The sequence below is a fragment of the Vibrio sp. M260112 genome (assembly GCF_036533775.1).
Classification (GTDB): Bacteria; Pseudomonadota; Gammaproteobacteria; order Enterobacterales; family Vibrionaceae; genus Vibrio.
This window is the reverse complement of sequence record NZ_JATABH010000030.1, coordinates 1-25728: the sequence shown is the minus strand read 5'-3', so window position 1 is coordinate 25728 and position 25728 is coordinate 1. Positions and strand designations below refer to the sequence as shown.

The 25728-nt window shown below is 43.9% G+C and carries 27 protein-coding genes; 22 read left to right on the top strand and 5 right to left on the bottom strand.

Features of this window, described 5'->3' with window-relative positions:
• Positions 1 to 9 precede the first annotated feature (9 nt).
• On the top strand, positions 10 to 789 hold the full coding sequence (locus QTN95_RS13235; protein WP_331417787.1) for a class I SAM-dependent methyltransferase: 780 nt from the start codon (positions 10 to 12) through the stop codon (positions 787 to 789).
• 100 nt (positions 790 to 889) lie between these two features.
• Positions 890 to 1459 carry a hypothetical protein gene (locus tag QTN95_RS13230; RefSeq protein WP_331417786.1) on the top strand — a complete coding sequence of 190 codons (570 nt, stop codon included), beginning with the start codon at positions 890 to 892 and terminating at the stop codon, positions 1457 to 1459.
• Between the two features lie 65 nt (positions 1460 to 1524).
• On the opposite strand, the gene QTN95_RS13225 is transcribed toward QTN95_RS13230, so the two are convergent.
• Positions 1525 to 2406, bottom strand: coding sequence for a carboxylate/amino acid/amine transporter (locus tag QTN95_RS13225; protein WP_331417785.1), 882 nt, complete (start codon positions 2404 to 2406; stop codon positions 1525 to 1527).
• A gap of 56 nt (positions 2407 to 2462) precedes the next feature.
• Positions 2463 to 2888: a universal stress protein UspA gene (uspA, locus tag QTN95_RS13220; protein WP_269378142.1), complete on the bottom strand. Its 426-nt coding sequence runs from the start codon at positions 2886 to 2888 to the stop codon at positions 2463 to 2465.
• A 156-nt stretch (positions 2889 to 3044) separates the two neighbouring features.
• Between uspA and ftnA the strand changes: the two genes are divergently transcribed.
• From ftnA to QTN95_RS13200, 4 genes are all read left to right on the top strand, one after another.
• Positions 3045 to 3572, top strand: coding sequence for a non-heme ferritin (ftnA, locus tag QTN95_RS13215; RefSeq protein WP_138973687.1), 528 nt, complete (start codon positions 3045 to 3047; stop codon positions 3570 to 3572).
• A 69-nt stretch (positions 3573 to 3641) separates the two neighbouring features.
• Positions 3642 to 3965 carry a universal stress protein UspB gene (gene uspB / locus QTN95_RS13210; RefSeq protein ID WP_269378141.1) on the top strand — a complete coding sequence of 108 codons (324 nt, stop codon included), beginning with the start codon at positions 3642 to 3644 and terminating at the stop codon, positions 3963 to 3965.
• A 106-nt stretch (positions 3966 to 4071) separates the two neighbouring features.
• A complete protein-coding gene (locus QTN95_RS13205) occupies positions 4072 to 5265 on the top strand; it encodes an NAD(P)/FAD-dependent oxidoreductase (RefSeq protein ID WP_331417784.1) in 1194 nt (397 codons plus the stop codon).
• 87 nt (positions 5266 to 5352) lie between these two features.
• Entirely contained in the window at positions 5353 to 6177 is an 825-nt protein-coding gene (locus tag QTN95_RS13200) for an HDOD domain-containing protein (protein ID WP_138973690.1), read from the top strand.
• Positions 6178 to 6208: 31 nt separating this feature from the next.
• Here QTN95_RS13200 and QTN95_RS13195 read toward each other — a convergent pair whose 3' ends face one another.
• Complete coding sequence (locus QTN95_RS13195; protein WP_331417783.1) at positions 6209 to 7114, bottom strand: DMT family transporter; 906 nt, start codon at positions 7112 to 7114, stop codon at positions 6209 to 6211.
• A gap of 166 nt (positions 7115 to 7280) precedes the next feature.
• On the opposite strand from QTN95_RS13195, the gene rmuC reads away from it, so the two are divergent.
• From rmuC to tatC, 7 genes are all read left to right on the top strand, one after another.
• On the top strand, positions 7281 to 8831 hold the full coding sequence (rmuC, locus tag QTN95_RS13190; protein WP_331417782.1) for a DNA recombination protein RmuC: 1551 nt from the start codon (positions 7281 to 7283) through the stop codon (positions 8829 to 8831).
• A gap of 56 nt (positions 8832 to 8887) precedes the next feature.
• Positions 8888 to 9670 (top strand): bifunctional demethylmenaquinone methyltransferase/2-methoxy-6-polyprenyl-1,4-benzoquinol methylase UbiE, encoded by a 783-nt coding sequence (gene ubiE, locus QTN95_RS13185; RefSeq protein ID WP_138973693.1) that lies wholly within the window; start codon positions 8888 to 8890, stop codon positions 9668 to 9670.
• Positions 9671 to 9681: 11 nt separating this feature from the next.
• Positions 9682 to 10287, top strand: coding sequence for a ubiquinone biosynthesis accessory factor UbiJ (locus QTN95_RS13180; RefSeq protein ID WP_138973694.1), 606 nt, complete (start codon positions 9682 to 9684; stop codon positions 10285 to 10287).
• Positions 10284 to 11918, top strand: coding sequence for a ubiquinone biosynthesis regulatory protein kinase UbiB (ubiB, locus tag QTN95_RS13175; protein WP_331417781.1), 1635 nt, complete (start codon positions 10284 to 10286; stop codon positions 11916 to 11918). Before QTN95_RS13180 ends, ubiB begins: the two co-directional genes overlap by 4 nt.
• Before the next feature lie 50 nt (positions 11919 to 11968).
• A complete protein-coding gene (gene tatA / locus QTN95_RS13170) occupies positions 11969 to 12205 on the top strand; it encodes a Sec-independent protein translocase subunit TatA (protein ID WP_331417780.1) in 237 nt (78 codons plus the stop codon).
• Between the two features lie 3 nt (positions 12206 to 12208).
• A complete protein-coding gene (gene tatB, locus QTN95_RS13165; protein WP_331417779.1) occupies positions 12209 to 12640 on the top strand; it encodes a Sec-independent protein translocase protein TatB in 432 nt (143 codons plus the stop codon).
• A gap of 63 nt (positions 12641 to 12703) precedes the next feature.
• Positions 12704 to 13456, top strand: coding sequence for a twin-arginine translocase subunit TatC (gene tatC, locus QTN95_RS13160; protein WP_331417778.1), 753 nt, complete (start codon positions 12704 to 12706; stop codon positions 13454 to 13456).
• A 64-nt stretch (positions 13457 to 13520) separates the two neighbouring features.
• Here tatC and QTN95_RS13155 read toward each other — a convergent pair whose 3' ends face one another.
• A complete protein-coding gene (locus QTN95_RS13155) occupies positions 13521 to 14282 on the bottom strand; it encodes a TatD family hydrolase (RefSeq protein ID WP_331417777.1) in 762 nt (253 codons plus the stop codon).
• A 150-nt stretch (positions 14283 to 14432) separates the two neighbouring features.
• Here QTN95_RS13155 and hemB point away from each other — a divergent pair, with 150 nt between their 5' ends.
• The 4 genes from hemB (at position 14433) to QTN95_RS21270 (ending at position 19648) form a co-directional block, all read left to right on the top strand.
• Positions 14433 to 15482 carry a porphobilinogen synthase gene (gene hemB, locus QTN95_RS13150; protein ID WP_269378133.1) on the top strand — a complete coding sequence of 350 codons (1050 nt, stop codon included), beginning with the start codon at positions 14433 to 14435 and terminating at the stop codon, positions 15480 to 15482.
• Between the two features lie 69 nt (positions 15483 to 15551).
• Positions 15552 to 15989 (top strand): GNAT family N-acetyltransferase, encoded by a 438-nt coding sequence (locus tag QTN95_RS13145; protein ID WP_331417776.1) that lies wholly within the window; start codon positions 15552 to 15554, stop codon positions 15987 to 15989.
• 622 nt (positions 15990 to 16611) lie between these two features.
• Positions 16612 to 19407, top strand: coding sequence for a DNA polymerase I (polA, locus tag QTN95_RS13140; RefSeq protein WP_331417775.1), 2796 nt, complete (start codon positions 16612 to 16614; stop codon positions 19405 to 19407).
• Positions 19408 to 19600: 193 nt separating this feature from the next.
• Positions 19601 to 19648, top strand: coding sequence for a hypothetical protein (locus tag QTN95_RS21270; RefSeq protein WP_438356636.1), 48 nt, complete (start codon positions 19601 to 19603; stop codon positions 19646 to 19648).
• Between the two features lie 483 nt (positions 19649 to 20131).
• On the opposite strand, the gene yihA is transcribed toward QTN95_RS21270, so the two are convergent.
• Positions 20132 to 20797, bottom strand: coding sequence for a ribosome biogenesis GTP-binding protein YihA/YsxC (yihA, locus tag QTN95_RS13135; protein ID WP_331417774.1), 666 nt, complete (start codon positions 20795 to 20797; stop codon positions 20132 to 20134).
• Positions 20798 to 20932: 135 nt separating this feature from the next.
• Between yihA and QTN95_RS13130 the strand changes: the two genes are divergently transcribed.
• The 5 genes from QTN95_RS13130 (at position 20933) to hemN (ending at position 25526) form a co-directional block, all read left to right on the top strand.
• Entirely contained in the window at positions 20933 to 21550 is a 618-nt protein-coding gene (locus QTN95_RS13130; protein ID WP_331417773.1) for a c-type cytochrome, read from the top strand.
• Positions 21551 to 22266: 716 nt separating this feature from the next.
• Positions 22267 to 22905 (top strand): class I SAM-dependent methyltransferase, encoded by a 639-nt coding sequence (locus QTN95_RS13125; protein ID WP_331417772.1) that lies wholly within the window; start codon positions 22267 to 22269, stop codon positions 22903 to 22905.
• Complete coding sequence (gene yihI, locus QTN95_RS13120) at positions 22905 to 23456, top strand: Der GTPase-activating protein YihI (protein ID WP_331417771.1); 552 nt, start codon at positions 22905 to 22907, stop codon at positions 23454 to 23456. The genes QTN95_RS13125 and yihI overlap by 1 nt, the downstream gene beginning before the upstream one ends.
• An 8-nt stretch (positions 23457 to 23464) precedes the next feature.
• On the top strand, positions 23465 to 23953 hold the full coding sequence (locus QTN95_RS13115) for a DUF2489 domain-containing protein (RefSeq protein ID WP_138973707.1): 489 nt from the start codon (positions 23465 to 23467) through the stop codon (positions 23951 to 23953).
• A 184-nt stretch (positions 23954 to 24137) separates the two neighbouring features.
• Complete coding sequence (hemN, locus tag QTN95_RS13110) at positions 24138 to 25526, top strand: oxygen-independent coproporphyrinogen III oxidase (RefSeq protein ID WP_331417770.1); 1389 nt, start codon at positions 24138 to 24140, stop codon at positions 25524 to 25526.
• The last annotated feature ends 202 nt before the right edge of the window (positions 25527 to 25728 follow it).

Here is a 25728-nt window from a genome sequence, read left to right as displayed (position 1 = left end):
GAGCACTTCGTGCAACTACAACTTCAATGCGAAGACCAGACTCAAACTGAGCGGTTTGTAGAGCTTACTCAACGCTGGGGATTGACTCACAGTGATGACAGTCAGTTTGCTTTAGTTCTGACTGAGCATCGGCTTGAGTTGCGTAAACTCGATGAGCCCAAACTTGGTGCGATATATGTGGATTTAGCGGGTGGTGCAGTGGCACACCGACGTAAGTTTGGTGGTGGTAAGGGGCAAGCTATTGCTAAAGCTGCAGGGTTAAACAAAGGCAGCACGCCAACCGTACTTGATGGTACCGCTGGCCTTGGACGCGATGCGTTTGTATTGGCGTCATTAGGCTGTAAGGTTCAAATGGTTGAGCGTCATCCGGTTGTCGCAGCGCTCCTAGATGATGGCCTTGAGCGAGCTAAGCAAGACTCGGAAATCGGCGATTGGGTTAGTGAACGTATGTCATTACTTCATGCTTCGAGCCATGATGCTCTTGAACAATTGGCGGCTGATCCTAACTTTGTTCAACCTGACGTGGTGTATTTGGATCCCATGTATCCTCACCCAGAAAACAAAAAAAAGAGTGCACTGGTAAAAAAAGAGATGCGAGTTTTTCAGTCTCTAGTTGGGGCAGACCTCGACGCTGATGGTTTATTAGAACCTGCCTTAGCCCTTGCAGCTAAAAGGGTTGTAGTGAAAAGACCGGACTACGCAAACTGGCTGAATGATAAGAAACCAGCGATGGCGATTGAAACGAAAAAGAACCGATTTGATGTTTATGTCAATGCATCAATGACTTAGCGAACGCTGTTTTAATTCTGCGATGTTTGCGCTTGCTTATTATTGATTAAATGGTTATATCTTACTAAGAATTATTCGTATTATTAGTTAGGGTGGTGGCGTGACTAAACGTCTTTGTAAGATGAACCGTAAACAAATCGCTGATAGCTTAGGTGAAATTCACCGCTTGGTAAGCGATACCAAGTATGTCTGCCGTTCATGTGCTCGATCTTCATCATCGAAAGCCTCGCTTTGTAAACCAGCGGCAATTCCTCCGAAATCTTGTCAAAATCAGCCTATTGAGCAACAAAAAAACTGTGCTTTACTTGCCGAAGCTTTGCCGAAGACACCTAAAGTTATCCCTTCACCAGACAAGGCTCAAGCGATTAGAAAGGTTGTTGAGCGTGTCAAAGAGAAGGTAGCACAACCTCAACCATCAATACTCAATCAGCAAACGGAAGTTATGTTGCCCAAACTGGGTGATTTACCTAGTAAGCGAGTAATTAAACGCGCGAAGAAAACACTCAAAAAATACTACAAGCAACAAAAGAAGCTGCTTAAGTTGGCCAAGAAGCAACAAAAACTGCTCAAAAAGCAGCAAAAGCTTGAGACAAAATTGCCGAATACGTTGGCCTTAGCGGCAACCATTTCGGAAATGCGGGATGTCGTAAGTGGCTCTAACATCCACTAAATGAACAATAAAAAACGCTCTCCAACAAGGAGAGCGTTTTTTATGTACGAGGCATTATAAAGAGATCACTCTAGCGCTTGATGACTTTGCTGCACTTTTCTCTTTACCCAAGTTTCATTGACCCACAATGAAAGCAAAATGATCGCACCGCCAATACTGAGTTGAGTGACATCAACATCTCTGTTCCAAATAACGATGTTAACGATAAGACCTGCCGGTACGAGGGCATTATTCATGATCGCAAGAGCGCCAGCATTGACCATGGTTGCGCCTTTATTCCAAGCAAAATAGCCAAGACCTGAAGCAATAAGACCCAAGTAAATCAAGACTCCCCACTGCGTGTTAGTTGTCGGCATTTTTTCGATATTACCCATGAGAGCAAAAGCGACAGTTGCAACGCATAATGCCCCTAGATAGAAGTAACCAAAGATGGTGTGTTGAGGAAGTTCTACCTGATATTTTTCCATTAGGTACTTGTAGCCAACCTGTCCAATGGCGAAACAGATATTCGCCCCTTGCACGACCAAGAAACCAACAACAAAATTCTCATTTACGCCAGCAAATTTAATAAAAGCAGCTCCAGCAACGGCGATAACGGCAGTCACGAGATACCATGGAGAGAAGCGTCTCTTCAGGAGATCGTAAATGATGGTCACGTAAATAGGAGTGAAGACAGTAAACAGCAGTACTTCTGGTACAGAGAGTAACAAGAAAGATTGATAGTAGAAGCAATACATCAGGCCGAGCTGGAAGCCGCCGATGACCATTAGACGAACGATTAGGCCTTTGTCGACACCTCTAAATCGTAAGAATGGCAAGAAGACGAGACTGGCCAGTGCCACTCGCATCAATACAGAAAACCAAGAATCAACCTGACCAGCAAGATAGACGCCGATCAGGCTAAAAGAGAAAGCCCACAATAAAGTGACCGCGGATAAATACCCCATAACTAAGACTCATTATCAAAAATTATCGAGCAGTTTATACCAATATTTACTATCAATCAGTCTTTAAGTGGTACTACCAACATATCAACAGGAGAACAGTTGATTAGCTGACGAGTTGAAGAGAGCAGTTTGCTCCAGAAGTCTTGGTGATGACCACAGACCACTAGGTCAATATTAAACTCATTGATTGTATCGCACAGCTCATTACTCAAATCACCACTGCCGACCAAGGTATGCTTAATCGGGTAATTGGCGTGTTCTGCCAGCTCTTGAAGTTGTTTTTGAGACGCTTCGATTGCCTGATGTTGAGTCTCTGCTAGGTTGATATCAATTAAGCCTGTGTAGAGCTCTGCGTAGTTCACATCGATATGGATAAATGAAACTACAGCATCAAGAGGCTTGGCCAGAGATACCGCTTTATCGACCAAAAGCTTGCTATCTTCCGAGAGATCAATAGCGACCAAAATATGTTGATAACTCATAGTGCTATCTCCTTGTAAGGGTGTTGATTAAAGATTAGCACCTCAGATTGATAAATTTTGTAGGAGTGATCTCAGATCCACATTTGCTAAGCAAAGTGTTAAGGTGATGAACATGATATAGTCAATTTAACTTCATAGACTTAGTAGGAGTGGTACATGCTTTCTCAAGCAATGGTTGATCAATTGAATGAGCAAATTAATCTCGAATTTTTCTCATCCAATCTATACTTACAAATGAGTGCTTGGTGTGAAGACAAAGGATTCGAAGGTGCGGCTGAATTTTTACGTAAGCACGCTGTAGAAGAAATGGAGCACATGCAACGTCTTTTCACTTACGTAAGTGAAACAGGATCAATGCCGATTCTGGGTGCTATTGAAGCACCTAAGCACGAGTTCAATAGCCTAGGAGATGTATTCCGCGAGACTTTTGAGCATGAGCAAATGATTACTGAAAAAATCAATAAGCTCGCTCATCTTGCGTTTACATCACAAGACTATTCAACGTTCAACTTCTTGCAGTGGTACGTGGCTGAGCAGCACGAGGAAGAGAAGTTATTTAAAGGGATTTTAGATAAGTTAGATCTTGTTGGTGAAGATGGTAAAGCGCTGTTCTTTATTGATAAAGATTTAGCGGCTTTGGCAAAAGAAGGTTCATCTTCAATAATGGATGCCCCTGCTGAGTAATCGGCGAAAGACACTCTAGTTTAGGTCGTCTTTTTCTCTGGGCATTTTAGAAGATGTAGGGAGGAAAAGATGATCAATGCAGACACAATTCTATTTGCATTATTGATGGTGACGCTGGTGAACATGGTTCGCTATCTTACCGCGCTGCGCTCACTCATTTACATTATGCGAGAGGCTCATCCTTTGCTTTACCAGCAAGTGGATGGCAACGGCTTCTTTACTACCCACGGTAATGTCACTAAGCAAGTTCGTTTATTTCACTACCTCAAGAGTAAAGAGTACCATCACCATCATGATGAAGTGTTTACAGGTAAGTGTGATCGAGTGCGAGAGCTGTTCATCTTGTCGACCTCTCTACTAGGTGTCACCCTGCTCGCAGCGATGATTCTCTGAGTGTTGAATTGGCATTCAAAGTAAATATCGCTAAAATAACCTTTCAAATTGCTAAGGATGTGCATAACGCACATCCTTTTTTATTGGTTTAAATGAGTAGCTATTCATGACGGAAAAGTTTGACGTTGTCATCATCGGAGCTGGCGCTGCGGGGCTAATGTGTGCGGCGGAAGCTGGGAAACGTGGCCGTAAGACATTAGTGCTCGATCATGCTAAAAAGCCAGGTCGTAAAATTCTTATTGCTGGTGGTGGTCGATGTAATTTTACTAATTACGATGTGTCAGCGAATAACTACCTGTGCCAAAACCCTCACTTCGTTAAATCGGCATTATCTCAATATACCAATTGGGATTTTATTTCCATGGTCAGCAAACATGGTATTGAGTTTGAAGAGCGCGATCATGGTCAGCTATTTTGCGTTGGTGACTACACGTCAAAAGACATAGTGAAAATGCTGCTTGCTGAATGCGATTTACCATCGATTACACAACGTTATCAGCAAGATGTTCACCAAATTGAGAAAACCGAGCATGGTTTTGTATTGCATGCCAACACCAATGTGATTGAGTGCCAATCGTTAGTTATTGCAACGGGCGGACTTTCTATGCCTAAGCTGGGCGCGACACCATTTGGATACAAGATTGCGGAACAGTTTGGTCTAGAGGTCATCTCAACCACAGCAGGTCTTGTGCCGTTTACTCTGCACAAAGAAGATAAAGAAGCATTTGCTGAGTTATCTGGAATTGCTGTTCCTGCTGAGATCACTGCTCAAGATGGCACAATGTTCAAGGAAGCGCTGCTATTTACTCACCGTGGATTGTCAGGTCCTTCGGTACTACAGATCTCGTCATTCTGGAAGGCAGGAGAAAAGGTGACGATTAACCTAGTGCCTGAAGCTGATATTGATGAACTGCTACAACGCTCACTTGAGAAGCACCCAAATCAGACACTGAAGAATGCCCTGGCTAAGGTGTTACCTAAGCGCTTAGTTGAAGTACTCATCGATAGAAAAGTACTGCAAGATAAGCCGCTTAAACAATTTAACACCAAGCAACTTGGTGAGATCACCCATACCTTGGAAAACTGGCAGGTAATGCCTAATGGAACTGAAGGCTATCGAACCGCAGAAGTGACTCTAGGTGGCGTGGACACCAATCATCTTTCTTCAAAAACAATGGAGTGTAAGCAAATCAAAGGCTTGTACTTTATTGGCGAAGTAATGGATGTAACAGGGTGGCTCGGCGGCTATAACTTCCAGTGGTGCTGGAGCTCGGGCTTTGTGGCGGGTCAGTGGGTGTGATTTTCGTGAAGTAAATATGAATAGAGTTCACTCGTAGGTACTACACTTATCCTATAAAAAGTGAAGGGTAGCGAAGGAGTGAACTCTATGAGCCAAGAAGCACTGATATCTCGTATAAATGAATTACCTCGTATCGAAAGTGTTTTGCAAGAACTGCTCGAGATGGTTAACCGTGACTCAATCGACTTTAGTGAGCTTGCACATAAAATGGCTATGGATCAGGTGCTGCTGGCTCGTGTGTTGAGGATGGCAAACTCAGCTCAGTTTGGAGGCGTTAAAGGTACCTCCAATATTAATGATGCCATTGTTCGTATCGGTATCGGAGCCATTCGCAATCTTATCTCATCCTCTATTTTGGCTTGTAGCTTTCCAAAAATAGAAACTCTCAATATCAAAGATTACTGGGCTGGCACGTTTGAAGTGGCCACTATCGCCAGTACCATCGCAAAAGATATCAAACTCGATCCTAATGAAGCGTTCACAACGGGTATTTTGCATAACATCGGCGAGTTAATGATTCACACATTAGAACCGGAAAAAGCGGTTGCGATTAGTCAGCGTGTCGCAAATGGAGAAAATGCGGCTTTAGTGCAGAGGGAAGTGCTTGGTGTTGATGCTCAGCAGCTTGGCGCAGTATTGGCAGAAAGTTGGAAGTTTCCTAATGAGCTGGTGGATGCGATAGCCAATGTTAATCACCCTGCCAAAGCGGTTGAATCCAAACGACTCGCTTGTCTGATGTACTTAGCTCGTGATGCTCATCAGAGTTGGGACGCGATGTTTGACGAACATGAAAAGCAACGCTATTTAGCCAATAGCAAAGCGGCTCAAGCTCTGCATGTTTCGCCAGAACTGGCGTCCAAAATTGATAAAGTGCGTGGTCAGGGAAGCGAACTGGCCTATCAATTGTTCTAAATAGATAGGCCAGTGATTGGTTGTGAATCTGTTAGATGGCTTGTTTGCTAAGATCTTTTTTGCCAAATCTTATCTGCTGGATCACCAAGCCCACTATAATTAAGACCAACCCGATAAGAGTGGATGGATGAATCTGCTCTCCGATAATGCTTGCCAGTAGCATCAATGAGATAAAAGGTGAGGCGAAAATTAGGTTGCTAATACGCGCCGTATTTTGCGTGAGTTTCAATGCACTTAGCCATAAGACGAAAGTAACACCCATTTCAAAAAGCCCCACATAGGTCACCGCAAACCAGCCTTGAGTCGATATCTGTGCAAAGGAAAGGCCTTCATACAGGGTTAAACCAATAGCACAAGGGATTGCGACTAGGAAACCTAATAGCACGCCAACAATTGGATCCGCTTTGTTTTTGGTATTGAGAATCCAGTAGCTTGCCCACAACAGAGTCGAAAGTAGTGCTAAACCAACGCCAAGTGGGCTGTCAAAATTCAAACCGAGAACGTCGCCTTGAGTGGCAATCACAATGACTCCAAGATAGCTAAAGGTACAGGCAAGCCAATCTTGCTTACGAATCTTTTGCCCTAAAAAAGCAGCGGCCATCAGAGTAAGAGTAATCGCCCAGCTGTAATTGATAGCCTGTGCTTGAGATGCGGGCAACAAATCATAGGCCTTGAACAAAATAATGTAGTAGGCAAGAGGGTTTATCAGGCCAAGTAGTATGTAGTACCAAGGGTTAGAGAGGAACGTGCTTGGTAATAGTTTGAGCTTGCCTTGAACGGTACATATGGCCAAAAGCGCAATGGCAGAGACAATGCTTGCGATGGTAAGCATTTGAATTGGAGAGAACTCTGCCAGAGTGAGTTTGAAAGCAGTGGCTACCGTTGACCAGAGTAATACAGCCGATAAACCTAATCCTAAAGCGCGACGCTCGTTCATGATGTTCCTTAATAAAACCAATGACTTGTATATCGTTAGCCATTGGTGTGGTACAGAGTGCGGAGCGCCTAGTCTAGCTGTTCGATATCTAGCCGACAAACTGGACATTTATCCAGTGGTCAAATACCATTGAAACTATCGAAATATGAAGAGTTAAATCATTATTATGCAATGGATTCTTGAGCATCAAGGCGTGCTGGCTAGTGGAATGATCAGTGCAATAACCAGTGGGTTGGTCGTTGGCTGGTGGGTCAAACAAAAAATGCGTTTTAACCAACAGCTCCTTGAACAACAAGTAGAATCGAATCAACAGTTGGCGAGTACGCAAATAGCACAGCTAGAGAAGGAGCTGGCAGAAGCTCAGCAAGATCTTGATGAACTCGATGGTGAGCGTGATAGAGCGGCTCTTGAAATTAAACAATCCCACGGAAAGCTGATGGCGGTGCTTGAGAAGCTGCGTTACTTTGAAGCGGTGAAACAAGAACGCCAGCAGTACGCTGATGATTTAGATCGTCTTCGTGAACAAAAATCTCAGCTTGAAGCACAGTTGCGTGAGCAGGAAGCACGTCATGAGCAAGAGAATAAATCTAATCATGAGAAGCTACAGTTACTGGAACAAGCAGAAGAACGTTTAAAGCAGCAATTTGAATATCTTGCTAACCAGTTGTTTGACGCCAAAACCGCAAAGGTTGATCAGCAAAATCGCCAAAGCCTCGATGGTTTGCTTACGCCGCTAAGAGAGCAACTCGAAGGGTTTAAGAAACAGGTTAGTGATAGCTTCAACCAAGAAGCGAAAGAGCGCCATACCTTAGTTCATGAGCTTAAAAATCTACAACGTCTCAATGAACAGATGAGTAAGGAAGCGTTGAATCTCACTCAAGCTTTGAAAGGTGATAACAAGCAGCAGGGCAACTGGGGTGAGGTGGTACTTGCAAGGGTGTTAGCGGAATCGGGATTACGTGAAGGACATGAGTATCAGACTCAAGTCAGCTTACAGAACGAGGCTGGAAAACGCTATCAGCCAGATGTTATTGTTCATTTACCGCAGAATAAGCAAGTCGTGGTGGATTCGAAGATGGCACTGGTCGCCTACGAGCGTTACTTCAACTCGGAAACTAACCATGATAGGGAGCGTGCTTTAAGTGACCACTTACTTGCAATTCGTGCTCATATCAAAGGGTTATCCCAGAAAGACTACCATCAACTAAAAGGTATCCAGAGCTTAGATTACGTATTGATGTTCATTCCCGTCGAACCTGCTTTCCAAGTTGCGATTCAGGCAGACCCAAGCCTAGTCAAAGATGCAATGGAGCAGAACATCATTTTAGTCAGTCCGACGACCTTGTTGGTTGCTTTACGCACCATTGATAATTTATGGCGTAATGAGCGTCAAAACCAAAATGCACAAATCATTGCTGAACGGGCTAGTAAGCTCTATGACAAGCTGCGTTTGTTTGTTGACGACATGGAGAGTTTAGGTGGTGCGCTCGACAAAGCGAATCAGAATTATCAAGGGGCGATGAATAAGCTTGTTACCGGACGAGGTAATGTGATTCGTCAGGCAGAAAGCTTTAAGCAGCTCGGAGTGGAGGTGAAAAAATTCATCTCAAATGACTTAGCTCAGCTCGCACATCATGATCAATTCACAGAAAATGCAAGCTTGGATAAAAATGACTCGTTCGCTGAAAGACATACGGATGAGGATAAAGTAAACTAATCGCCCGCAGTGCTTAGGTCGTATTAATTCAATGCACTGTACGAAGAGGAATCACAATGACGGATACAAGCGTGCAATCGAATACAGCTTTAGAATCTAATGAAACCACGCATTTTGGTTTCACCACCGTAGCGAAAGAAGAGAAAGTCGCAAAAGTTGCTGAAGTTTTCCACTCTGTGGCAGCTAAGTACGACATCATGAATGACCTGATGTCAGGTGGTATCCATCGCTTATGGAAACGTTTTACGATCGACTGCAGTGGTGTTCGTCCTGGTCAGCGTGTTCTTGACCTTGGTGGTGGTACAGGTGATCTGACGGCTAAATTCTCACGTATCGTCGGCGAAAAAGGTCATGTCATTCTCGCGGATATCAATAACTCAATGCTTAACGTGGGTCGTGATAAGTTACGTGACAATGGCATTGTTGGTAATGTTCATTATGTTCAGGCTAACGCGGAAGAACTCCCTTTCCCTGACGACTATTTTGATGCAATTACAATCAGCTTCTGTTTACGTAATGTAACGGACAAAGATAAAGCACTGCGTTCCATGTACCGTGTATTAAAGCCGGGTGGTCGTCTGCTTGTGCTTGAGTTCTCTAAGCCAGTATTTGAACCTCTATCAAAGGTTTATGACAGTTACTCTTTCCATTTATTGCCGAAAATGGGTGAACTGGTGGCCAACGATGCAGAGAGTTACCGTTACCTTGCAGAGTCTATCCGTATGCACCCAGATCAAGAGACGCTAAAAGGGATGATGGACGAAGCCGGTTTTGAGCAAACCAGTTACTACAATCTGACTGGTGGCATCGTTGCGCTGCACCGTGGTTACAAATTCTAAGGTTATCCGCTATGCCATTTGAACCACTTGTAACGGCAGTGATTGAAACATCGCTCAACATTCTAATTAAGGATGACCCAGAATTGGGTCGTCGTCTTGCCCGTTTAAAAGGTCAGGTTATTCAAGTTCATCTCAAAGAGCTGAATAAAACACTAACCTTTATCTTTAGCCAGCAAATTGATGTGTTGGCAAACTATGAAGGCGAGCCAGATTGTTACTTATCCCTCAATCTATCTGTGCTTCCAGAATTGCGTGAACAATCCAATATTACTCGTTTGATCAAACAAGATAAGTTGATTCTTGAAGGTGATATCCAACTGGCACAGAAGTTCTCTCAGCTTATGACGGATTGCAAACCTGACATTGAAGAGTGGTTGTCTAGAGTGACTGGTGATGTGGTTGCTCACACTGTCGTGAAAGGCGCTGCCAACGTGGGTCAAATGATTAAGTCACAAGCGACTAAGCATCAAAACCACCTTGCTCAAGTCTTAACTGAAGAATGGAAAATAGCTCCTGCGCCACTTGAAATTGCTCACTTCTGTGATCAAGTTGATGATGTCAGAAGCCAAGCTGCGCGTGTGGAAGCAAAACTTAATCAGCTATTGGAGCGTGCATGACCTTAACTGAGCTGCGTCGCTTATACCGAATCATCCGAGTCCAATTGGAATATGGTCTTGATGAGTTGCTACCCAATCATCAATTAACTAAAGCGCCTCTGTTAGCACGAAAAAGTCTGTTCTGGATTAAGAATCAACATCCAGACAAGCCACTTGGTGATAGACTGCGACTAGCGCTGCAAGAGCTTGGCCCGGTATGGATCAAGTTTGGTCAGATGATGTCGACACGTCGCGATCTTTTTCCTCCTCAGATTGCCGATCCACTTGCCTTATTGCAGGATCAGGTTTCCCCATTTGATGGTCAGCTAGCTAAACAGCAAATAGAGCAGGCGCTAGGCGGTGCACTTGACACTTGGTTTGATGATTTTGATATTAAACCGCTGGCTTCGGCCTCCATTGCTCAGGTTCACACGGCTAAGCTTAAGTCGACTAACCAAGAAGTGGTATTAAAGGTCATTAGGCCAGATATTCGCCCGGTCATTGATGCAGATCTAAAACTGATGTACCGCATGGCGCGTATAGTCGCAAAAGCACTTCCTGAAGCACGTCGTTTAAAACCGGTTGAGGTCGTGCGTGAGTACGAGAAAACCTTACTTGATGAGCTTGATCTAAGACGTGAAGCGGCGAACGCGATTCAGCTGCGACGAAACTTTGAAGGAAGTGAAGAACTTTACGTTCCAGAAGTGATTACTGATTTCAGTAATAAAACTGTCATGGTTTCTGAGCGAATATACGGCATTCAAGTATCGGACATCGAAGGTCTGAAGGCGAATGGCACCAACATGAAGCTGCTAGCGGAACGTGGTGTGAGCGTGTTTTTTACTCAGGTATTTCGAGACAGCTTTTTTCATGCTGATATGCATCCTGGCAATGTGTTTGTTGAGCCGGAGCACCCTGATAATCCTCGTTGGATAGGCTTAGACTGTGGCATTGTCGGTACGCTTAATAGTGAAGATAAACGCTATTTAGCAGAGAATTTTTTAGCTTTCTTTAACCGAGACTATCGCCGAGTTGCTGAACTGCATGTTGAGTCAGGTTGGGTTCCACGTGAAACCAATGTGGATGAGTTTGAATTTGCTATCCGTATTGTATGTGAACCTATATTTGCAAAGCCTTTGTGCGAAATTTCATTTGGTCATGTGCTATTGAATCTCTTCAATACAGCACGACGATTTAATATGGAAGTTCAGCCTCAGTTGGTTTTGCTACAAAAAACCTTGCTCTATGTGGAAGGCCTAGGTCGACAGCTATACCCTCAATTGGATTTGTGGGAAACCGCTAAACCATTCCTCGAAGAGTGGATGATGAACCAAGTAGGGCCTCAGGCGGTGATTAATGCGGTGAAAGATAGAGCGCCGTTCTGGGCAGAAAAATTGCCAGAGCTGCCTGAGCTTCTGTATGACAGCTTGCGTCAGGGCAAGATGATGAATCAGCGTATCGATCAGCTATATCAAGGTTATCGTTCCAGCAAGCGTCAGCAAGCGACAGGAAAATTTTTATTTGGTGTTGGTGCCACATTAGTCGTATGCTCGGCAATATTGGTCAACAGCACATATGAGCAACTTTCAATGGTGAGTGCACTAGGTGGCGTCACATTTTGGTTGCTTAGTTGGCGAGCTTATCGTCGATAGACGTTAAACTCTTGAAATAATTTTGTTTAATAAGACCCGAGGTAAAAAGAATGGGTGGTATTAGTATTTGGCAACTTCTAATTATTGCTGTCATCGTTGTTCTACTGTTTGGTACTAAGAAACTACGTGGCATTGGTGGCGATCTTGGTGGTGCAGTAAAAGGCTTTAAGAAAGCGATGAGTGAAGATGATGCAGCTAAGAAAGACGCTGACTTCGAGCAAAAGAACCTAGAGCAGCAGAAAACGGACGCGACTGCTGAAACTAAGAAAGACAAAGAGCAGGCGTAACTCGTGTTTGATATCGGTTTTTGGGAACTGGTATTAATATCTGTCGTTGGGCTGGTGGTTCTTGGTCCGGAGCGTTTGCCTCATGCAATTCGCAGTGTCTCTAAGTTTATAGGCGCAGCAAAGAATATGGCGAACAGTGTGAAAGACGAGCTTTCTCACGAGCTTAAGATACAAGAACTGCAAGAAAACTTGCGTAAAGCGGAACAAATGGGGATGGAAGACCTTTCCCCAGATCTGAAGGCTTCGGTAGAGCAATTGAAGCAAGCTGCGCAAGATGTACAGCGCCCATATGCGAGCAAAAGCGACTCAGCATTGAATAAGTCTGAGACAGTGAATGAGAGTATTGAATCCGTTCCAAGCGCCAATGACTCCAGGGAGAAGGTTGAGAGTTTATCTCCTCAACCATCGCCACAGGCAGATAAAAAAGCCGAATAGTCTCGCATTAGGAGGAGCTGTTTAATTGCAGCTCCTTTTCGATTTTTTTGAGTAGAGGTTTCCATGTCTTCTGTTGAGCAGACACAGCCTTTGATCAGTCACCTATTGGAGCTACGAAATCGCTTATTACGTGCAATTCTAGCCGTGTTGGTGGTGTTCATAGGGCTGATCTATTTCTCCAATGATATCTATGAGTTTATCTCTGCACCTTTGGTAGAGCGTTTACCAGAAGGGGCAACGATGATTGCAACTGATGTTGCATCTCCGTTCTTTACCCCGTTAAAGCTGACATTAATAGCGTCTATTTTTCTCGCGGTACCGTTTATTCTTTATCAAGTTTGGGCTTTCGTTGCACCGGGCTTATATAAACATGAACGTAGACTCATCATGCCACTTATGTTTTCAAGTTCACTACTGTTTTACTGTGGTGTTGCTTTTGCCTACTTTGTGGTATTTCCGTTAGTGTTTGGATTCTTCACCGCTATCTCGTTGGGTGGGGTGGAGTTTGCGACAGACATTTCGAGTTATCTCGATTTTGTACTGGCTCTATTCCTCGCATTTGGTATTGCATTTGAAGTTCCTGTCGCAATTATTTTGTTGTGTTGGACAGGTGCAACCACACCGAAAAGCTTGAGTGAAAAACGTCCATATATTGTGGTCGGCGCATTTGTCGTTGGTATGATGCTAACGCCACCAGATATGATTTCACAAACCTTGCTGGCAATACCGATGTGTTTGCTTTTCGAGGTGGGTTTATTTTTTGCTCGTTTCTATGTTCGCAAGGACGAGGCTGATGAACAGGAAGAAGAAGTCTAATCTTCTGCCAAAGACATAAAAGGCTTGCCAATCGGCAAGCCTTTTTCGTTTAAGAGATGTTGATTCAAAGGGCAAACAGGGTTGTTGCGTTTTGTGTGGTTAACTGGTCTACCTGCTCGACACTGATTTGACGTAGCTCAGCGATGCGTTGGGCAACCAAAGCGGTATAAGCGGGCTCATTACGCTTACCACGATGAGGAACGGGTGCTAAATAAGGGCAGTCTGTTTCAAGGATGACATAGTTCATATCAAGATGAGGTATCACCTTGTCCATTCCGCCATTTTTGAAAGTAGACACGCCTCCAAGGCCGAGGTGGAATCCGAGGCCATTGATTGCTTTAGCCTCTTCGAGGCTGCCACCAAAGCAGTGGAACACGCCTGATAGGGAACCGTCTTGTTCCTGACTTAGTAAGCCCAGGGTTTCTTTGATCGAATCTCGCGTATGGATGACAACCGGCAGTTTCATCTCTTTAGCCCAATTGAGCTGTGTGATGAAGGCCATCTCTTGCTCTGCTCTAAAGGTTTTATCCCAGTAAAGGTCAATACCGATCTCGCCTACGGCAATAAAGCGATGTTTCTCAAACCATGAATAGATGATATCTAGCGTCTGTTTGACATTACCATCGACATAGCAAGGGTGGAGTCCCATCATCGAACGGCAAATCTGTGGGTATTGCGCTTCAGTGGCGAGCATTGGCTCTATCGAATCTAAGTCGATATTAGGTAACAATATTCTATCAATGCCTTGGGCTAGGGCCCGTTTAACTACGTCATCACGGTCTGCATCAAATTCACTGGCATAGATATGCGCATGGGTATCGATCATGGTCGGTCTCTGGAACTCATTGAATGGATGCCAGTATACGGCAGTGTGAGCATTTGGTCATTTTTTGCATTTTTCTGCTTTGTTGCTAGCGTCACTACCAAGGAGTGATATTATGCAATCCAAGCACTTTCACCAGACAAGGAGAATAGAGTGTCAGTTTCGATTCAAGGTCAGTTCCCTGGCCGTCGCATGCGCCGTCTGCGCAAGCATGACTTTAGCCGCCGTCTAATGGCTGAAAACCAACTGTCTGTAAATGATTTGATTTACCCAATGTTTATTTTAATGGGTAAAGATCGCCGCGAAACCGTGGAATCTATGCCAGGCATTGAACGTCTTTCTATTGATTTGATGTTAGAAGAAGCTCAATACCTTGCTCAGTTGGGTGTGCCTGCGATTGCTCTATTTCCTGTTGTGAATCAAGACGCAAAAAGTGTGTGCGCAGCGGAAGCGTACAACCCAGAAGGTTTGGTGCAACGTGCAGTACGCTCTCTAAAAGAGCACATCCCAGAAATCGGTGTTATCACAGATGTGGCTCTTGATCCGTTCACCACACATGGTCAGGACGGCATCATCGATGAAGAGGGTTACGTACTTAACGATGAAACCACTCAAGTTCTGATTAAACAGGCGCTATCACACGCAGAGGCAGGCGCAGATGTCGTCGCTCCTTCTGACATGATGGATGGTCGTATCGGCGCAATTCGAGAAGCGCTTGAGCAGGCAGGTCACATCAATACTCAGATCATGGCTTACTCTGCGAAGTATGCATCATGTTACTACGGCCCATTCCGCGATGCGGTTGGTAGTGCGAGCAACCTTAAAGGTGGCAATAAGAAGAACTACCAAATGGATCCGGCGAACAGTGATGAAGCGATTCACGAAGTCGCGATGGACGTCAACGAAGGCGCCGATATGGTTATGGTTAAGCCAGGCATGCCTTATCTTGATATTGTTCGTCGTGTTAAGTCTGAGCTACAAGTTCCAACATTTGCTTATCAGGTTTCTGGTGAGTATGCGATGCACAAAGCGGCCTTTGCCAATGGTTGGTTGAAAGAGCGTGAGACGGTGATGGAATCTCTGTTGTGCTTTAAGCGCGCAGGCGCCGATGGCATTCTGACCTACTTTGCTAAAGATGTTGCTGAATGGTTGGCGCAAGAGAATGCACAGGCAGCTGAATATCTTAAAGGCTCACAAGAGTAAAGCCATAACATTGATTTGTTGAATTAAAGGCTAGCGCTCCGCTGGTCTTTTTGTTTTTGGGGAAGAGTAATGACAGTTATATGCCGCGAAGGGACGTTGACTGAGTGTGTTGAGGTTGTGAATGACATTACCGAGTTTATTCATAAAGAAACCATTGAGAGTTTATCTGAGCGACTTGAAGGTAAACGCTATCTCATCCAGATTGCGGAGGAAGAAGGGCAGTTGCTCGGCTTTAAGATAGGCTATCAACTCGATGAAGAAACGTTTTACAGCTGGTTTGGTGGGGTTTCGTCTAAGGCGAGAAATAAAGGTGTCGCACAGAAATTGTTAGATGTTCAAGAGAGTTGGGTAAAGGAACAAGGCTATAAACAACTCAAAGTGAAATCGAGAAACCAGTTTGCGGCGATGTTAAGACTCTTGCTTAGGAATGGTTATCTCATTGAAAAATTTGAACAAAAAAATCCTTTGCTCGAGAGCCGAATTCACTTTTTGAAGGTACTCAAGTGAGTTAATAAAATAAATGAGATTTTTTCTCATTTAGATGTTGACTCATTAAATGAGAATGGTTATTATTTATCTCGTCTTAGGGAATGAGAGAAGTTCACAAGGACGGTGAGTTGCCAAATTCAACATTGGAGTTGGTGATGACACAGAACTTAATCGAACTTGCACGAGTTCTTTTTGACACGACATTGCTCACATTGCTTCCAGTGTAATTTATAGCTTTATGGCAAAGCAGAGACATTCACCTGAATATGCTTTGACCCCTTTTTGCTAGGCGACATCGAAAGATGTCGCTTTTTTTATAGCTAAGATTTTTGGATGAACAAAAGGACACCAATAGTCTTTTCCACAGTCAAGGATCATTGTCAGATCGATCTAGGAATGATCGATCTAATTAAATATTCTTTTATTACATAAAGTTAAGTTGTGTCGGTTGTCTTTTTACTAACCATTTATATCCTGTGGGTAAATTATATAAACAGAGTTATCCACAATTTTGGCGTTGTGTTGAAAAAGGAATGTGCAAATGTGTGAGTCGGTCGCAAAGAGTTAAAATGGATTCACTCTCGCAGTCATGGCATCCTAGGCAGATCTTATTTGCATTCTCTTTGGATACGTACAAGCTATGGCTCATATTCCTGATAATCCGTTAATCCTAATCGACGGTTCTTCTTACCTTTATCGCGCATTCCATGCTTATCCAGGCACGATGAGCAATGGTGATATTCCTACCAACGCTGTCTATGGTGTGGTGAATATGTTGCGCAGCATGATGCGTCAATTTGCTTCTGACCGTATTGCTGTGGTTTTTGATGCGAAAGGTAAAACTTTCCGTGATGACATGTATCCAGAGTACAAGGCAAACCGACCACCGATGCCCGATGATCTGCGCTGTCAGATCGAACCATTGCACAACGTCATTCGTGCAATGGGCTTACCATTGATCTGCATTCCCGGAGTTGAGGCGGATGATGTCATCGGTACGTTAGCTTACCAAGCATCGCAAGAAGGCATGCCGGTACTGATTAGTACGGGTGACAAGGACATGGCTCAGTTGGTCGACGACAACATCACACTGATCAATACCATGACTAACGTGGTAATGGATCGTGAAGGAGTGGTTGAGAAGTTTGGTATTCCACCTGAGTTGATCATCGACTACCTCGCTCTAATGGGCGACAAAGTGGATAACATTCCTGGGGTTCCTGGTGTTGGTGATAAAACGGCCACGGCACTGCTACAAGGGATCGGTGGTATCGATAAACTTTATGAAAACCTTGATGATATCGCAGGCTTAGGGTTCCGTGGTTCTAAGACCATGGCGCAGAAGCTAATTGATAACAAAGAGAATGCTGAGCTTTCTTACCAATTGGCAACCATCAAACTGGATGTTGAGTTAGATTGCACGCCTGAATCACTTCTCAAGGCGGAACCGAATAAAGATGAATTGATTAAGCTCTACGGTCAGTTAGTGTTTAAATCATGGTTAAATGAGCTGCTTGATGGTGGTACGGGTGTCGTAGCAGCCGACGAAAAGTCAGGTGCTCAGATTAATAGTGCATCAGCAAGCTCAGTGCCAGATATGAATACATCGGCAGTGACCATAGATCGTAGTCAGTATGAGACGATTCTGGATGAAGCGACATTCAACGTTTGGCTAGAGAAACTAACATCAGCGGAAGTCTTCGCTTTCGACACAGAAACTGACAGCCTAGATTACATGGTCGCAAATTTAGTCGGTGTGTCGTTTGCGACAGAAGAGGGCGTAGCCGCTTATGTTCCTGTTGCCCATGATTACCTTGACGCACCTCAGCAGCTAGACCGTGATTGGGTGTTGGAGCAGTTGAAGCCAATACTAGAAGACGATAACCAAGCGAAAGTGGGACAAAACCTGAAATACGATGCTAGCGTGCTCGCTCGTTATGGTATCGAGATGAAAGGCATCAAGCATGACACCATGTTAGCGTCATACGTTTATAACAGCGTTGGCGGCAAGCACGATATGGATAGCTTGGCACTTCGTTTCCTTCAGCATAGCTGTATCTCATTTGAACAGATTGCTGGTAAGGGTAAAAAGCAACTTACCTTCAACCAGATTGAGCTTGATCAAGCCTCACCATATGCAGCTGAAGATGCCGATGTCACACTTCGTCTTCACAACCGCTTGATGGAAAACATCGAACAAGACGCTAAGCTTAAATCGATCTACCAAGAGATAGAAGTGCCGTTGGTGCCTGTTCTTTCTCGTATTGAGCGTACTGGTGTTCTCATTGACGATATGAAACTCGCAGCCCAGTCTCAGGAAATCGCCCTACGCTTAGATGAACTAGAGCAGAAGGCGTATGAGATCGCTGAGCAAGAGTTCAACATGAACTCTCCTAAACAGTTGCAGGTTCTATTATTTGAAAAAATGGCTCTGCCTGTTATTAAGAAGACGCCATCTGGTACGCCATCAACTAATGAAGAAGTACTGCAAGAGCTGGCTCTAGATTATCCGTTACCTAAAGTAATCCTAGAATATCGTGGCTTAGCGAAGTTGAAGTCGACCTACACGGATAAGCTACCGAAGATGATTAATCCGGTAACAGGCCGTGTGCATACTTCCTATCATCAAGCTGTCACTGCGACAGGTCGCTTGTCATCAACGGATCCTAACCTACAAAATATCCCTATCCGTAATGAAGAAGGCCGTCGAATTCGTCAGGCATTTGTGGCGCCTCACGGGTACAAGATCATGGCAGTCGACTACTCGCAAATCGAACTGCGTATTATGGCTCACTTATCGGGTGATAAAGCACTACTGGACGCGTTCCAGCAAGGTAAAGATATCCACGCTGCTACGGCTGCGGAGATCATGGGCATCACAATAGACCAAGTGAGTTCTGAACAACGTCGTCGCGCTAAAGCGGTTAACTTTGGTCTGATTTACGGCATGAGTGCTTTTGGTTTGGCGAAGCAACTTGGTATCCCTCGTGGCGAAGCGCAAGACTACATGAACAAATACTTCGAACGTTACCCAGGTGTCATGCAGTACATGGAAGATACTCGTAGCGCAGCAGCAGAGCAGGGCTATGTTGAAACCATTTTTGGTCGCCGTTTGCATTTACCTGAAATTCAGTCTCGTAATGGCATGCGTCGCAAAGCTGCAGAGCGAGCGGCAATCAACGCTCCAATGCAGGGAACTGCGGCCGATATCATCAAGAAAGCGATGTTGTTAGTCGATCAGTGGATTCAAGCTGAAGGTGATGGTCGAGTAAAACTCCTGATGCAAGTTCACGATGAACTGGTTTTTGAAGTTCAAGAGTCAGCTTTGACCGAAATTGAAAGTAAAGTACAAGAATTAATGGAATCAGCAGCTGAACTTGCAGTGCCTCTTGTGGCTGAAGCGGGTCATGGTGATAACTGGGAACAGGCCCACTAGACAAAAAATAGCCATTTCAATGGAATTAATATGAGCTAGCGCACAAACGCTGGCTTTTTTTTGGCATGAATAAAGTATCGAGTCATTCTGCCTAAATGTTGCTAAACAAAATTTTAATGAAAAAAACTTACAAAAGTGGTTTTCATTTCTGACCAATTGTTGTACATTAATCGACGTAGGGTACAGAGGTAAGATGTTCTATCTTTCAGACCTTTTGTTTCACGTTATTGGATTAGGCTGATTCAGCCGCCCCAGTCAGCTTTTGACTGGGGCGTTTTTTATTGGGCCAAGTAAAACTTTGTGGCTCTATCCAAGTAACATTTCTGCTGCCTTTATTCCTGTCTTATATCATCAAAGCAAACCATCTCTATCTTCAGTTTTGTAACTAAAAGAAAATATGTAACTTATTACCAGTCACACTTTGGTTATTTTGACTCGAAAACCAAAAACTTGCTGCGTCGTGAAATGTAGATCTAACTTGAAATAAAGTTAATTAAATCAATGATTTGTTATTGATTGTCTTTTGATTGATGAAGGATTCTAGTTGGAGAGATTAAGTTGATTTGCAACGGCAGATAACAGATCCTTAGCGAATAATAACTAATAATACCTATTCTCTCCCGTTGCCCCATCTGACAAGGTGGGGCTTTTATTATCGGATTCAGATAGCCCAAATAAAAAGCCCCACCAGTGAGGCAGGGCTAGATATCACGACAATCCGGGCTTATTCGATTTCGTTGTCACTATTTTCTTCGTCAACAATCTCATCAATCAGAGCTTCTGCTAGTGCTGGTGCAAACCATTCATCAAGTTTGTTACGTAATACGTCAACACCAATGCCTTTAAGCGATGAGAAAGCAGCGACACTAACATCTCCGCCAAAGCCGACAGCGTCTTTCTTTATTTTCAACACTTGGGCTTTGCGAGCACCGCTTTTTAACTTGTCAGCTTTAGTAAGCAGGACTTGAACAGGAATGCCACTATCTACCGCCCAGAAAATTAATTGCTGGTCTAGGTCTTTCATTGGATGGCGGATATCCATTAGCACGACCAGTCCTTTCAAACATTGACGCTTTTGTAGGTACTCGCCTAAAGACTTTTGCCACTTTTTCTTCATTTCTAGAGGAACTTGAGCAAAACCGTATCCAGGAAGATCGACAATATGGCAACCCTCTGTCACTTTAAAAAGGTTAATAAGCTGTGTACGACCTGGGGTTTTACTGGTTTTCGCAAGGCTACGTTGATTAGTCAGGCGATTTAAAGAGCTCGACTTACCCGCATTGGAGCGTCCAGCAAACGCAACTTCGATACCTTCATCCTCTGGCAAATGACGAATATCAGGTGCACTAGTGATGAAATGCGTGTTTTGATAATGAATTTTTACGCTCACTGTTAACTCCATCTCGACTTTGTGTAGTCGATTGATTACTTTTTTGTGAAATTGTGTAAAATAACCGTGCTCGGCATAAGGTCGCCTATTGTACCATGAGTGGTACCGGAAGCTTGATAATTATAATGGAATGTCATGAAGAAATTAGCGCTAATCTTGAGTCTTTTAGCCAGCTGCTCTGTGTGGGCCCAAGGCAGCATTGAAGCTGGTAAAGCAAAATCCCTAACATGTGTTGCCTGCCATGGTGCTGATGGCAACAGTCAACTCGCAATGTACCCTAAGCTAGCAGGTCAGCATGCTAAATATATTGAAAAGCAGCTTAAAGATCTGAAACTGGGTATGACCAGTGGTGGAAAGCAAGGTCGTTACGACCCTGTCATGAGTGGCATGGCTATGCCGCTGACAGAGCAAGACATGCAAGATCTGTCTGCTTACTACGCATCACTTCCTATTTCTAACAACACAACTCCAGAGAATGTTGTTGAAAAAGGCAAGGTGCTATACTCCGCAGGTGATGCTGAGCGTGGTTTAACAGCATGTATTGCGTGTCATGGCCCTCGTGGTAATGGTACTGAATTGTCTGGCTTCCCTAAAATTTCTGGCCAGCATGCAGATTACATCAAAGCCCAACTTGAGAAATTCCGTGATGGCAATCGCGCTAACGATATGAACGCTATGATGCGTGATATCGCGAAAAAGCTAACGGATGAAGATATTGATACGCTTTCTAAATACGTTGGTGGCCTGCACTAAGCCCTACTTATCCGTTCGAGCATAAAGTTGTAAAGAAAAAGCCCAGACTCAGTTCTGGGCTTTTTCGTTTGCGCTTGGTCACATTTCAATTTAGTCAACGATGGATGATCTATCCCTATTGTTTGTGAGAGATCGACCATATGTTGTACTTCATTTCTCTCATGTGTTTTTATAAGTAACTGAAAAATAAATGAATAAAAAAATCACAAGAAAATATTCGTATTTTTTCTTGTTAGTGGATTGTTCAATGAGAGTAAAACGCTAAAGTGTGTTCATCAGCAGGACGTTGATATCGGATACCAGACTAGGAAGTCTCCATGGAAGCAAGTAATGGACGCTTGGTAGTTGAAGAATGGATACAGGGTAGGTAGGACACCTACTTGATAAGGATGGTCACCTTGTCTAATGGTTAAAGACAATGGAAGGGATCAGGCTAAGGAATAGCTCAGGTAGCAGGAAGTCAAAAGGAAAGCCAAAACTCACCAGGATGGTGGCAAACAACACTTTTGGCAGGGAAAGCACCTAAAACAAATGGAATATTGATGCACTAAAATAAGTGCAACACAGTTTGGCCGAAAGGCATTTAGAAAGCGATAGAGTAGCTCTATCGCTTTTTTTATTCCTAATTTTCATGAATCGATGAATATTTGCACAATAGTGCTCCACTCTAAGGAGACTTTCTGGTATGTTTCGCATCCCCGTTTGAGGATGGAACAATGCATAACTGCCCCCTTTGCCAAAGCTTGGAGATTGAACACTACTATGCAGATAAGCGACGAGAGTATCTTTGCTGTCAGCAGTGTGAGCTTGTTTTCGTTAATCCTGATCATCGTTTAGATGCAAAAGAAGAAAAAGCCCACTACGATTTGCATGAGAATGATCCAGCCGATGAAGGGTATCGACGCTTTTTATCTAGGGTCTGTGACCCCATATTAGAGCGTATTGAGCCAAGTTCTCACGGAATTGATTTTGGTTGTGGCCCGGGACCAACATTATCATTAATGTTGCAAGAGCAGGGACATACCATGAGTTTGTACGATATTTACTATCACCCAGATACTGAGGTGTTGAGTAAAACGTATGACTTTATGACTGCCACTGAAGTAATAGAGCACTTATATCAGCCTAACCAAGTGTGGCAGCAATGGTTGAATTTAGTTAAGCCAGGTGGCTGGATTGGTCTAATGACCAAAATGGTCATTGATGTTGAAGCGTTTGCCTCATGGCACTATAAAAATGATCCTACGCATGTGGTCTTTTTTAGTCGCAATACGTTTCGCTATCTGGCAGAGCGGGATCAGCTCGAGCTTGAATTTATTGGTAATGATGTAATTTTACTAAGGAAAGCCCAGTAATGAGCCGTAGTAAGAAAAAGAGATCTGGTGGTCACAACGACGTTATCGTTGTGCGTAACCGCACACAATCAGACGTTGAAGGACGTCTACGTAAAAGAGATAAAAAGCGCAAAGGCCTAAAGACTGGCAGCCGCAACTCTGACGAAAAACAGCACAAGTCACAAACAGCTGGTCAGCAGCGTGATCCGCGTTTAGGCAGCAAGAAAAAGATTCCTTTGATTGTCGAGCCGCAGAAGAAGCTAACCAAATCAGAGCGACGTCTCAATGCTGAACAAGAGCTAGAGATGCTAGAAAATGACGCTCAACTGAACGTGTTGCTTGACCGTATTGATGAAGGTGAAAACCTAGGTGCAGGCCTACAGAAATACGTTGATGAGAAACTTGCGCGCATTGAAGTGTTGATGAAGCAATTGGGCATCTATGATGAAGATGATTCAGAGCAACCAGCGGATGAATCACCAATGGTGGAAGCAAGCTACAAGAAAGCACAATCGGATGACGATTTACTCTCTCAGTTTGAAGATCTGGATTTGAACCAATTTAAAGGATAAGTGAGCCAATGAATGTAACCTTATTAGCCATCGCGGGCGGAGTGATTATTCTCGGCTTAGCATCATATGCGGGTTACCTTCTGCTCAAGCTTAAAAAGCAAAAGGAATTGCAATTGCAGCATCAAAAGCTTGCAATTGAAAAACGTAATGCCAACATTTTTGAAAGCGTCCACGTCCTTTGCTTAGCGGGCATCCAAGAGCAGTGTGACCTATCTGAGGTGAGTATCCGCCTATACAACATCATGGATTATGTTCAGGGTGAAGATAGGGTTGATTTTGATAAAGAGTATCCGGCGACATCGGAACTGTTCCATATCGTTAAAGATATGGCGCGTGGAGAAGAACGCCAGAAACTTGCTAAGCAAGATCGCATGAAACAAAACCTAGAACGTCACAAAGCAGAGTCTCGTCTTCAGGATGCGATTGTTGAAGAATTGAAGCAACTGCAGAAAAAGGTTCAACCGCTGAATAATCAGATCAATATTCAAATGATCTAGATTGGTATTATAGCTCGATCACCTATCCTAAAAGGGTAGTGATCGAGTTATCAATTCTGAGTATTGCCACTCAAAATGCAGCTAGTCCCCCGACGACTATCATCTAGGTGTGGCAAAATAGCCTGCTCACTACAATGGCTTCTTAAGCCAAATTAAGTCTTACAGCCCAAACGGAACTACCATCATGTCGCAGCCTGTCGTCGCAAGCCAACAAATTGTCTGGGATCAAGCCGTTCTAGATAAGTACAACTACTCTGGTCCTCGTTATACCTCATACCCAACTGCGTTGGAGTTTCACGAGGCCTTCACTGTCGCCGACTATGATATGGCTTGTACGCAGTATCCTGAGCGTCCTTTGTCGCTATACATTCATATCCCTTTCTGCCACAAGCTTTGTTACTACTGTGGTTGCAACAAGGTGATTACTCGTCATGCTCATAAAGCGGATGAGTACCTTGATGTACTGGAACTGGAAATTAGAACGCGTGCGGCACTACTGCAAGGGCGAAAAGTGACTCAGCTTCACTTTGGTGGTGGTACACCAACCTTCTTAACCAAAGCGCAGATTAGCCGTTTAATGGCCATTCTCCGTGGTGAGTTCTTCTTTGAGGTTGAAGCAGAAATCAGTATCGAAGTTGATCCAAGAGAAATTGAACTGGATATGCTGGATCACTTGCGTAGCGAAGGGTTTAACCGTCTGAGTATCGGTGTTCAGGATTTCAATAAAGAAGTTCAGAAGCTAGTTAACCGAGAGCAGGATGAGGAGTTTATCTTTGCTATGGTTGAGCGAGCGAAAGAGCTTGGCTTCCGTTCGACAAATTTAGACCTTATTTACGGTTTGCCTAAGCAGACAAAAGAGTCATTTGCGGCGACTCTGAAGCAAGTACTGGAGATGACCCCAGGACGTCTTTCTGTATTTAACTACGCTCACATGCCACAACTCTTTGCTGCTCAACGTAAAATCAAAGATGAAGATCTACCGGTAGCTGAAGAGAAGATGGCTATCTTGCAAGATACCATTGCGACGCTCACTAACGCAGGCTATCAGTTTATCGGTATGGATCACTTTGCCCAGCCGGATGATGAGCTAGCGGTTGCTCAGCGAAATGGTGTGTTGCACCGCAACTTCCAGGGTTACACCACACAAGGTGAAGCGGATTTGGTCGGATTTGGTGTTTCTGCTATCTCAATGATTGGTGATGCTTACGCTCAGAACCAGAAAGAGCTCAAGAAATACTATGCGCAAGTCAACGATCAGCGCCATGCTCTATGGAAAGGCGTAGCTCTTGATAGTGATGACTTACTACGCCGTGAAGTCATTAAACAGCTTATCTGTAACTTCAAACTTGATAAAACTCAGATAGAGTCAGAATTCGGTGTGAACTTTAATACGTACTTCAAAGAAGACTTAGGGTTACTTCAGACCTTTATCAATGATGAATTGGTTGAAGTGGATGACCAAGAAATTCGCGTCACACTGCGTGGCCGTTTGCTTATCCGTAACATCTGTATGTGTTTCGATAAGTACCTAAGAGCTAAGGCAAGGCAGCAACAATTCTCTCGAGTCATCTAGCCATTATTCGATTGGACGATGTTGAATCTGAAAAGCCAGCGTTAAAGCTTAACTCCTATCACTTAACGTGTTCGCAACGCACTGGATAGCAAACCATACTGTTGCGAACGACCCCTCTGTAGCAGTGGGGTATTTTCTGATTTTTCATCATTTGTGATTGTTCACAGTCCCCTCGGTGCATTTCTTGCTTCCGGGCAACTTT

What these genes read in the sequence shown, in the direction of transcription:
- QTN95_RS13225 (WP_331417785.1), bottom strand. Translation starts at nt 2,406, where the DNA reads ATGGGGTATTTATCCGCGGTCACTTTATTGTGGGCTTTCTCTTTTAGC.
- uspA (WP_269378142.1), bottom strand. Translation starts at nt 2,888, where the DNA reads ATGAGTTATCAACATATTTTGGTCGCTATTGATCTCTCGGAAGATAGC.
- ftnA (WP_138973687.1), top strand. Translation starts at nt 3,045, where the DNA reads ATGCTTTCTCAAGCAATGGTTGATCAATTGAATGAGCAAATTAATCTC.
- uspB (WP_269378141.1), top strand. Translation starts at nt 3,642, where the DNA reads ATGATCAATGCAGACACAATTCTATTTGCATTATTGATGGTGACGCTG.
- QTN95_RS13205 (WP_331417784.1), top strand. Translation starts at nt 4,072, where the DNA reads ATGACGGAAAAGTTTGACGTTGTCATCATCGGAGCTGGCGCTGCGGGG.
- QTN95_RS13200 (WP_138973690.1), top strand. Translation starts at nt 5,353, where the DNA reads ATGAGCCAAGAAGCACTGATATCTCGTATAAATGAATTACCTCGTATC.
- QTN95_RS13195 (WP_331417783.1), bottom strand. Translation starts at nt 7,114, where the DNA reads ATGAACGAGCGTCGCGCTTTAGGATTAGGTTTATCGGCTGTATTACTC.
- rmuC (WP_331417782.1), top strand. Translation starts at nt 7,281, where the DNA reads ATGCAATGGATTCTTGAGCATCAAGGCGTGCTGGCTAGTGGAATGATC.
- ubiE (WP_138973693.1), top strand. Translation starts at nt 8,888, where the DNA reads ATGACGGATACAAGCGTGCAATCGAATACAGCTTTAGAATCTAATGAA.
- QTN95_RS13180 (WP_138973694.1), top strand. Translation starts at nt 9,682, where the DNA reads ATGCCATTTGAACCACTTGTAACGGCAGTGATTGAAACATCGCTCAAC.
- ubiB (WP_331417781.1), top strand. Translation starts at nt 10,284, where the DNA reads ATGACCTTAACTGAGCTGCGTCGCTTATACCGAATCATCCGAGTCCAA.
- tatA (WP_331417780.1), top strand. Translation starts at nt 11,969, where the DNA reads ATGGGTGGTATTAGTATTTGGCAACTTCTAATTATTGCTGTCATCGTT.
- tatC (WP_331417778.1), top strand. Translation starts at nt 12,704, where the DNA reads ATGTCTTCTGTTGAGCAGACACAGCCTTTGATCAGTCACCTATTGGAG.
- QTN95_RS13155 (WP_331417777.1), bottom strand. Translation starts at nt 14,282, where the DNA reads ATGATCGATACCCATGCGCATATCTATGCCAGTGAATTTGATGCAGAC.
- QTN95_RS13145 (WP_331417776.1), top strand. Translation starts at nt 15,552, where the DNA reads ATGACAGTTATATGCCGCGAAGGGACGTTGACTGAGTGTGTTGAGGTT.
- polA (WP_331417775.1), top strand. Translation starts at nt 16,612, where the DNA reads ATGGCTCATATTCCTGATAATCCGTTAATCCTAATCGACGGTTCTTCT.
- QTN95_RS13130 (WP_331417773.1), top strand. Translation starts at nt 20,933, where the DNA reads ATGAAGAAATTAGCGCTAATCTTGAGTCTTTTAGCCAGCTGCTCTGTG.
- QTN95_RS13125 (WP_331417772.1), top strand. Translation starts at nt 22,267, where the DNA reads ATGCATAACTGCCCCCTTTGCCAAAGCTTGGAGATTGAACACTACTAT.
- yihI (WP_331417771.1), top strand. Translation starts at nt 22,905, where the DNA reads ATGAGCCGTAGTAAGAAAAAGAGATCTGGTGGTCACAACGACGTTATC.
- QTN95_RS13115 (WP_138973707.1), top strand. Translation starts at nt 23,465, where the DNA reads ATGAATGTAACCTTATTAGCCATCGCGGGCGGAGTGATTATTCTCGGC.
- hemN (WP_331417770.1), top strand. Translation starts at nt 24,138, where the DNA reads ATGTCGCAGCCTGTCGTCGCAAGCCAACAAATTGTCTGGGATCAAGCC.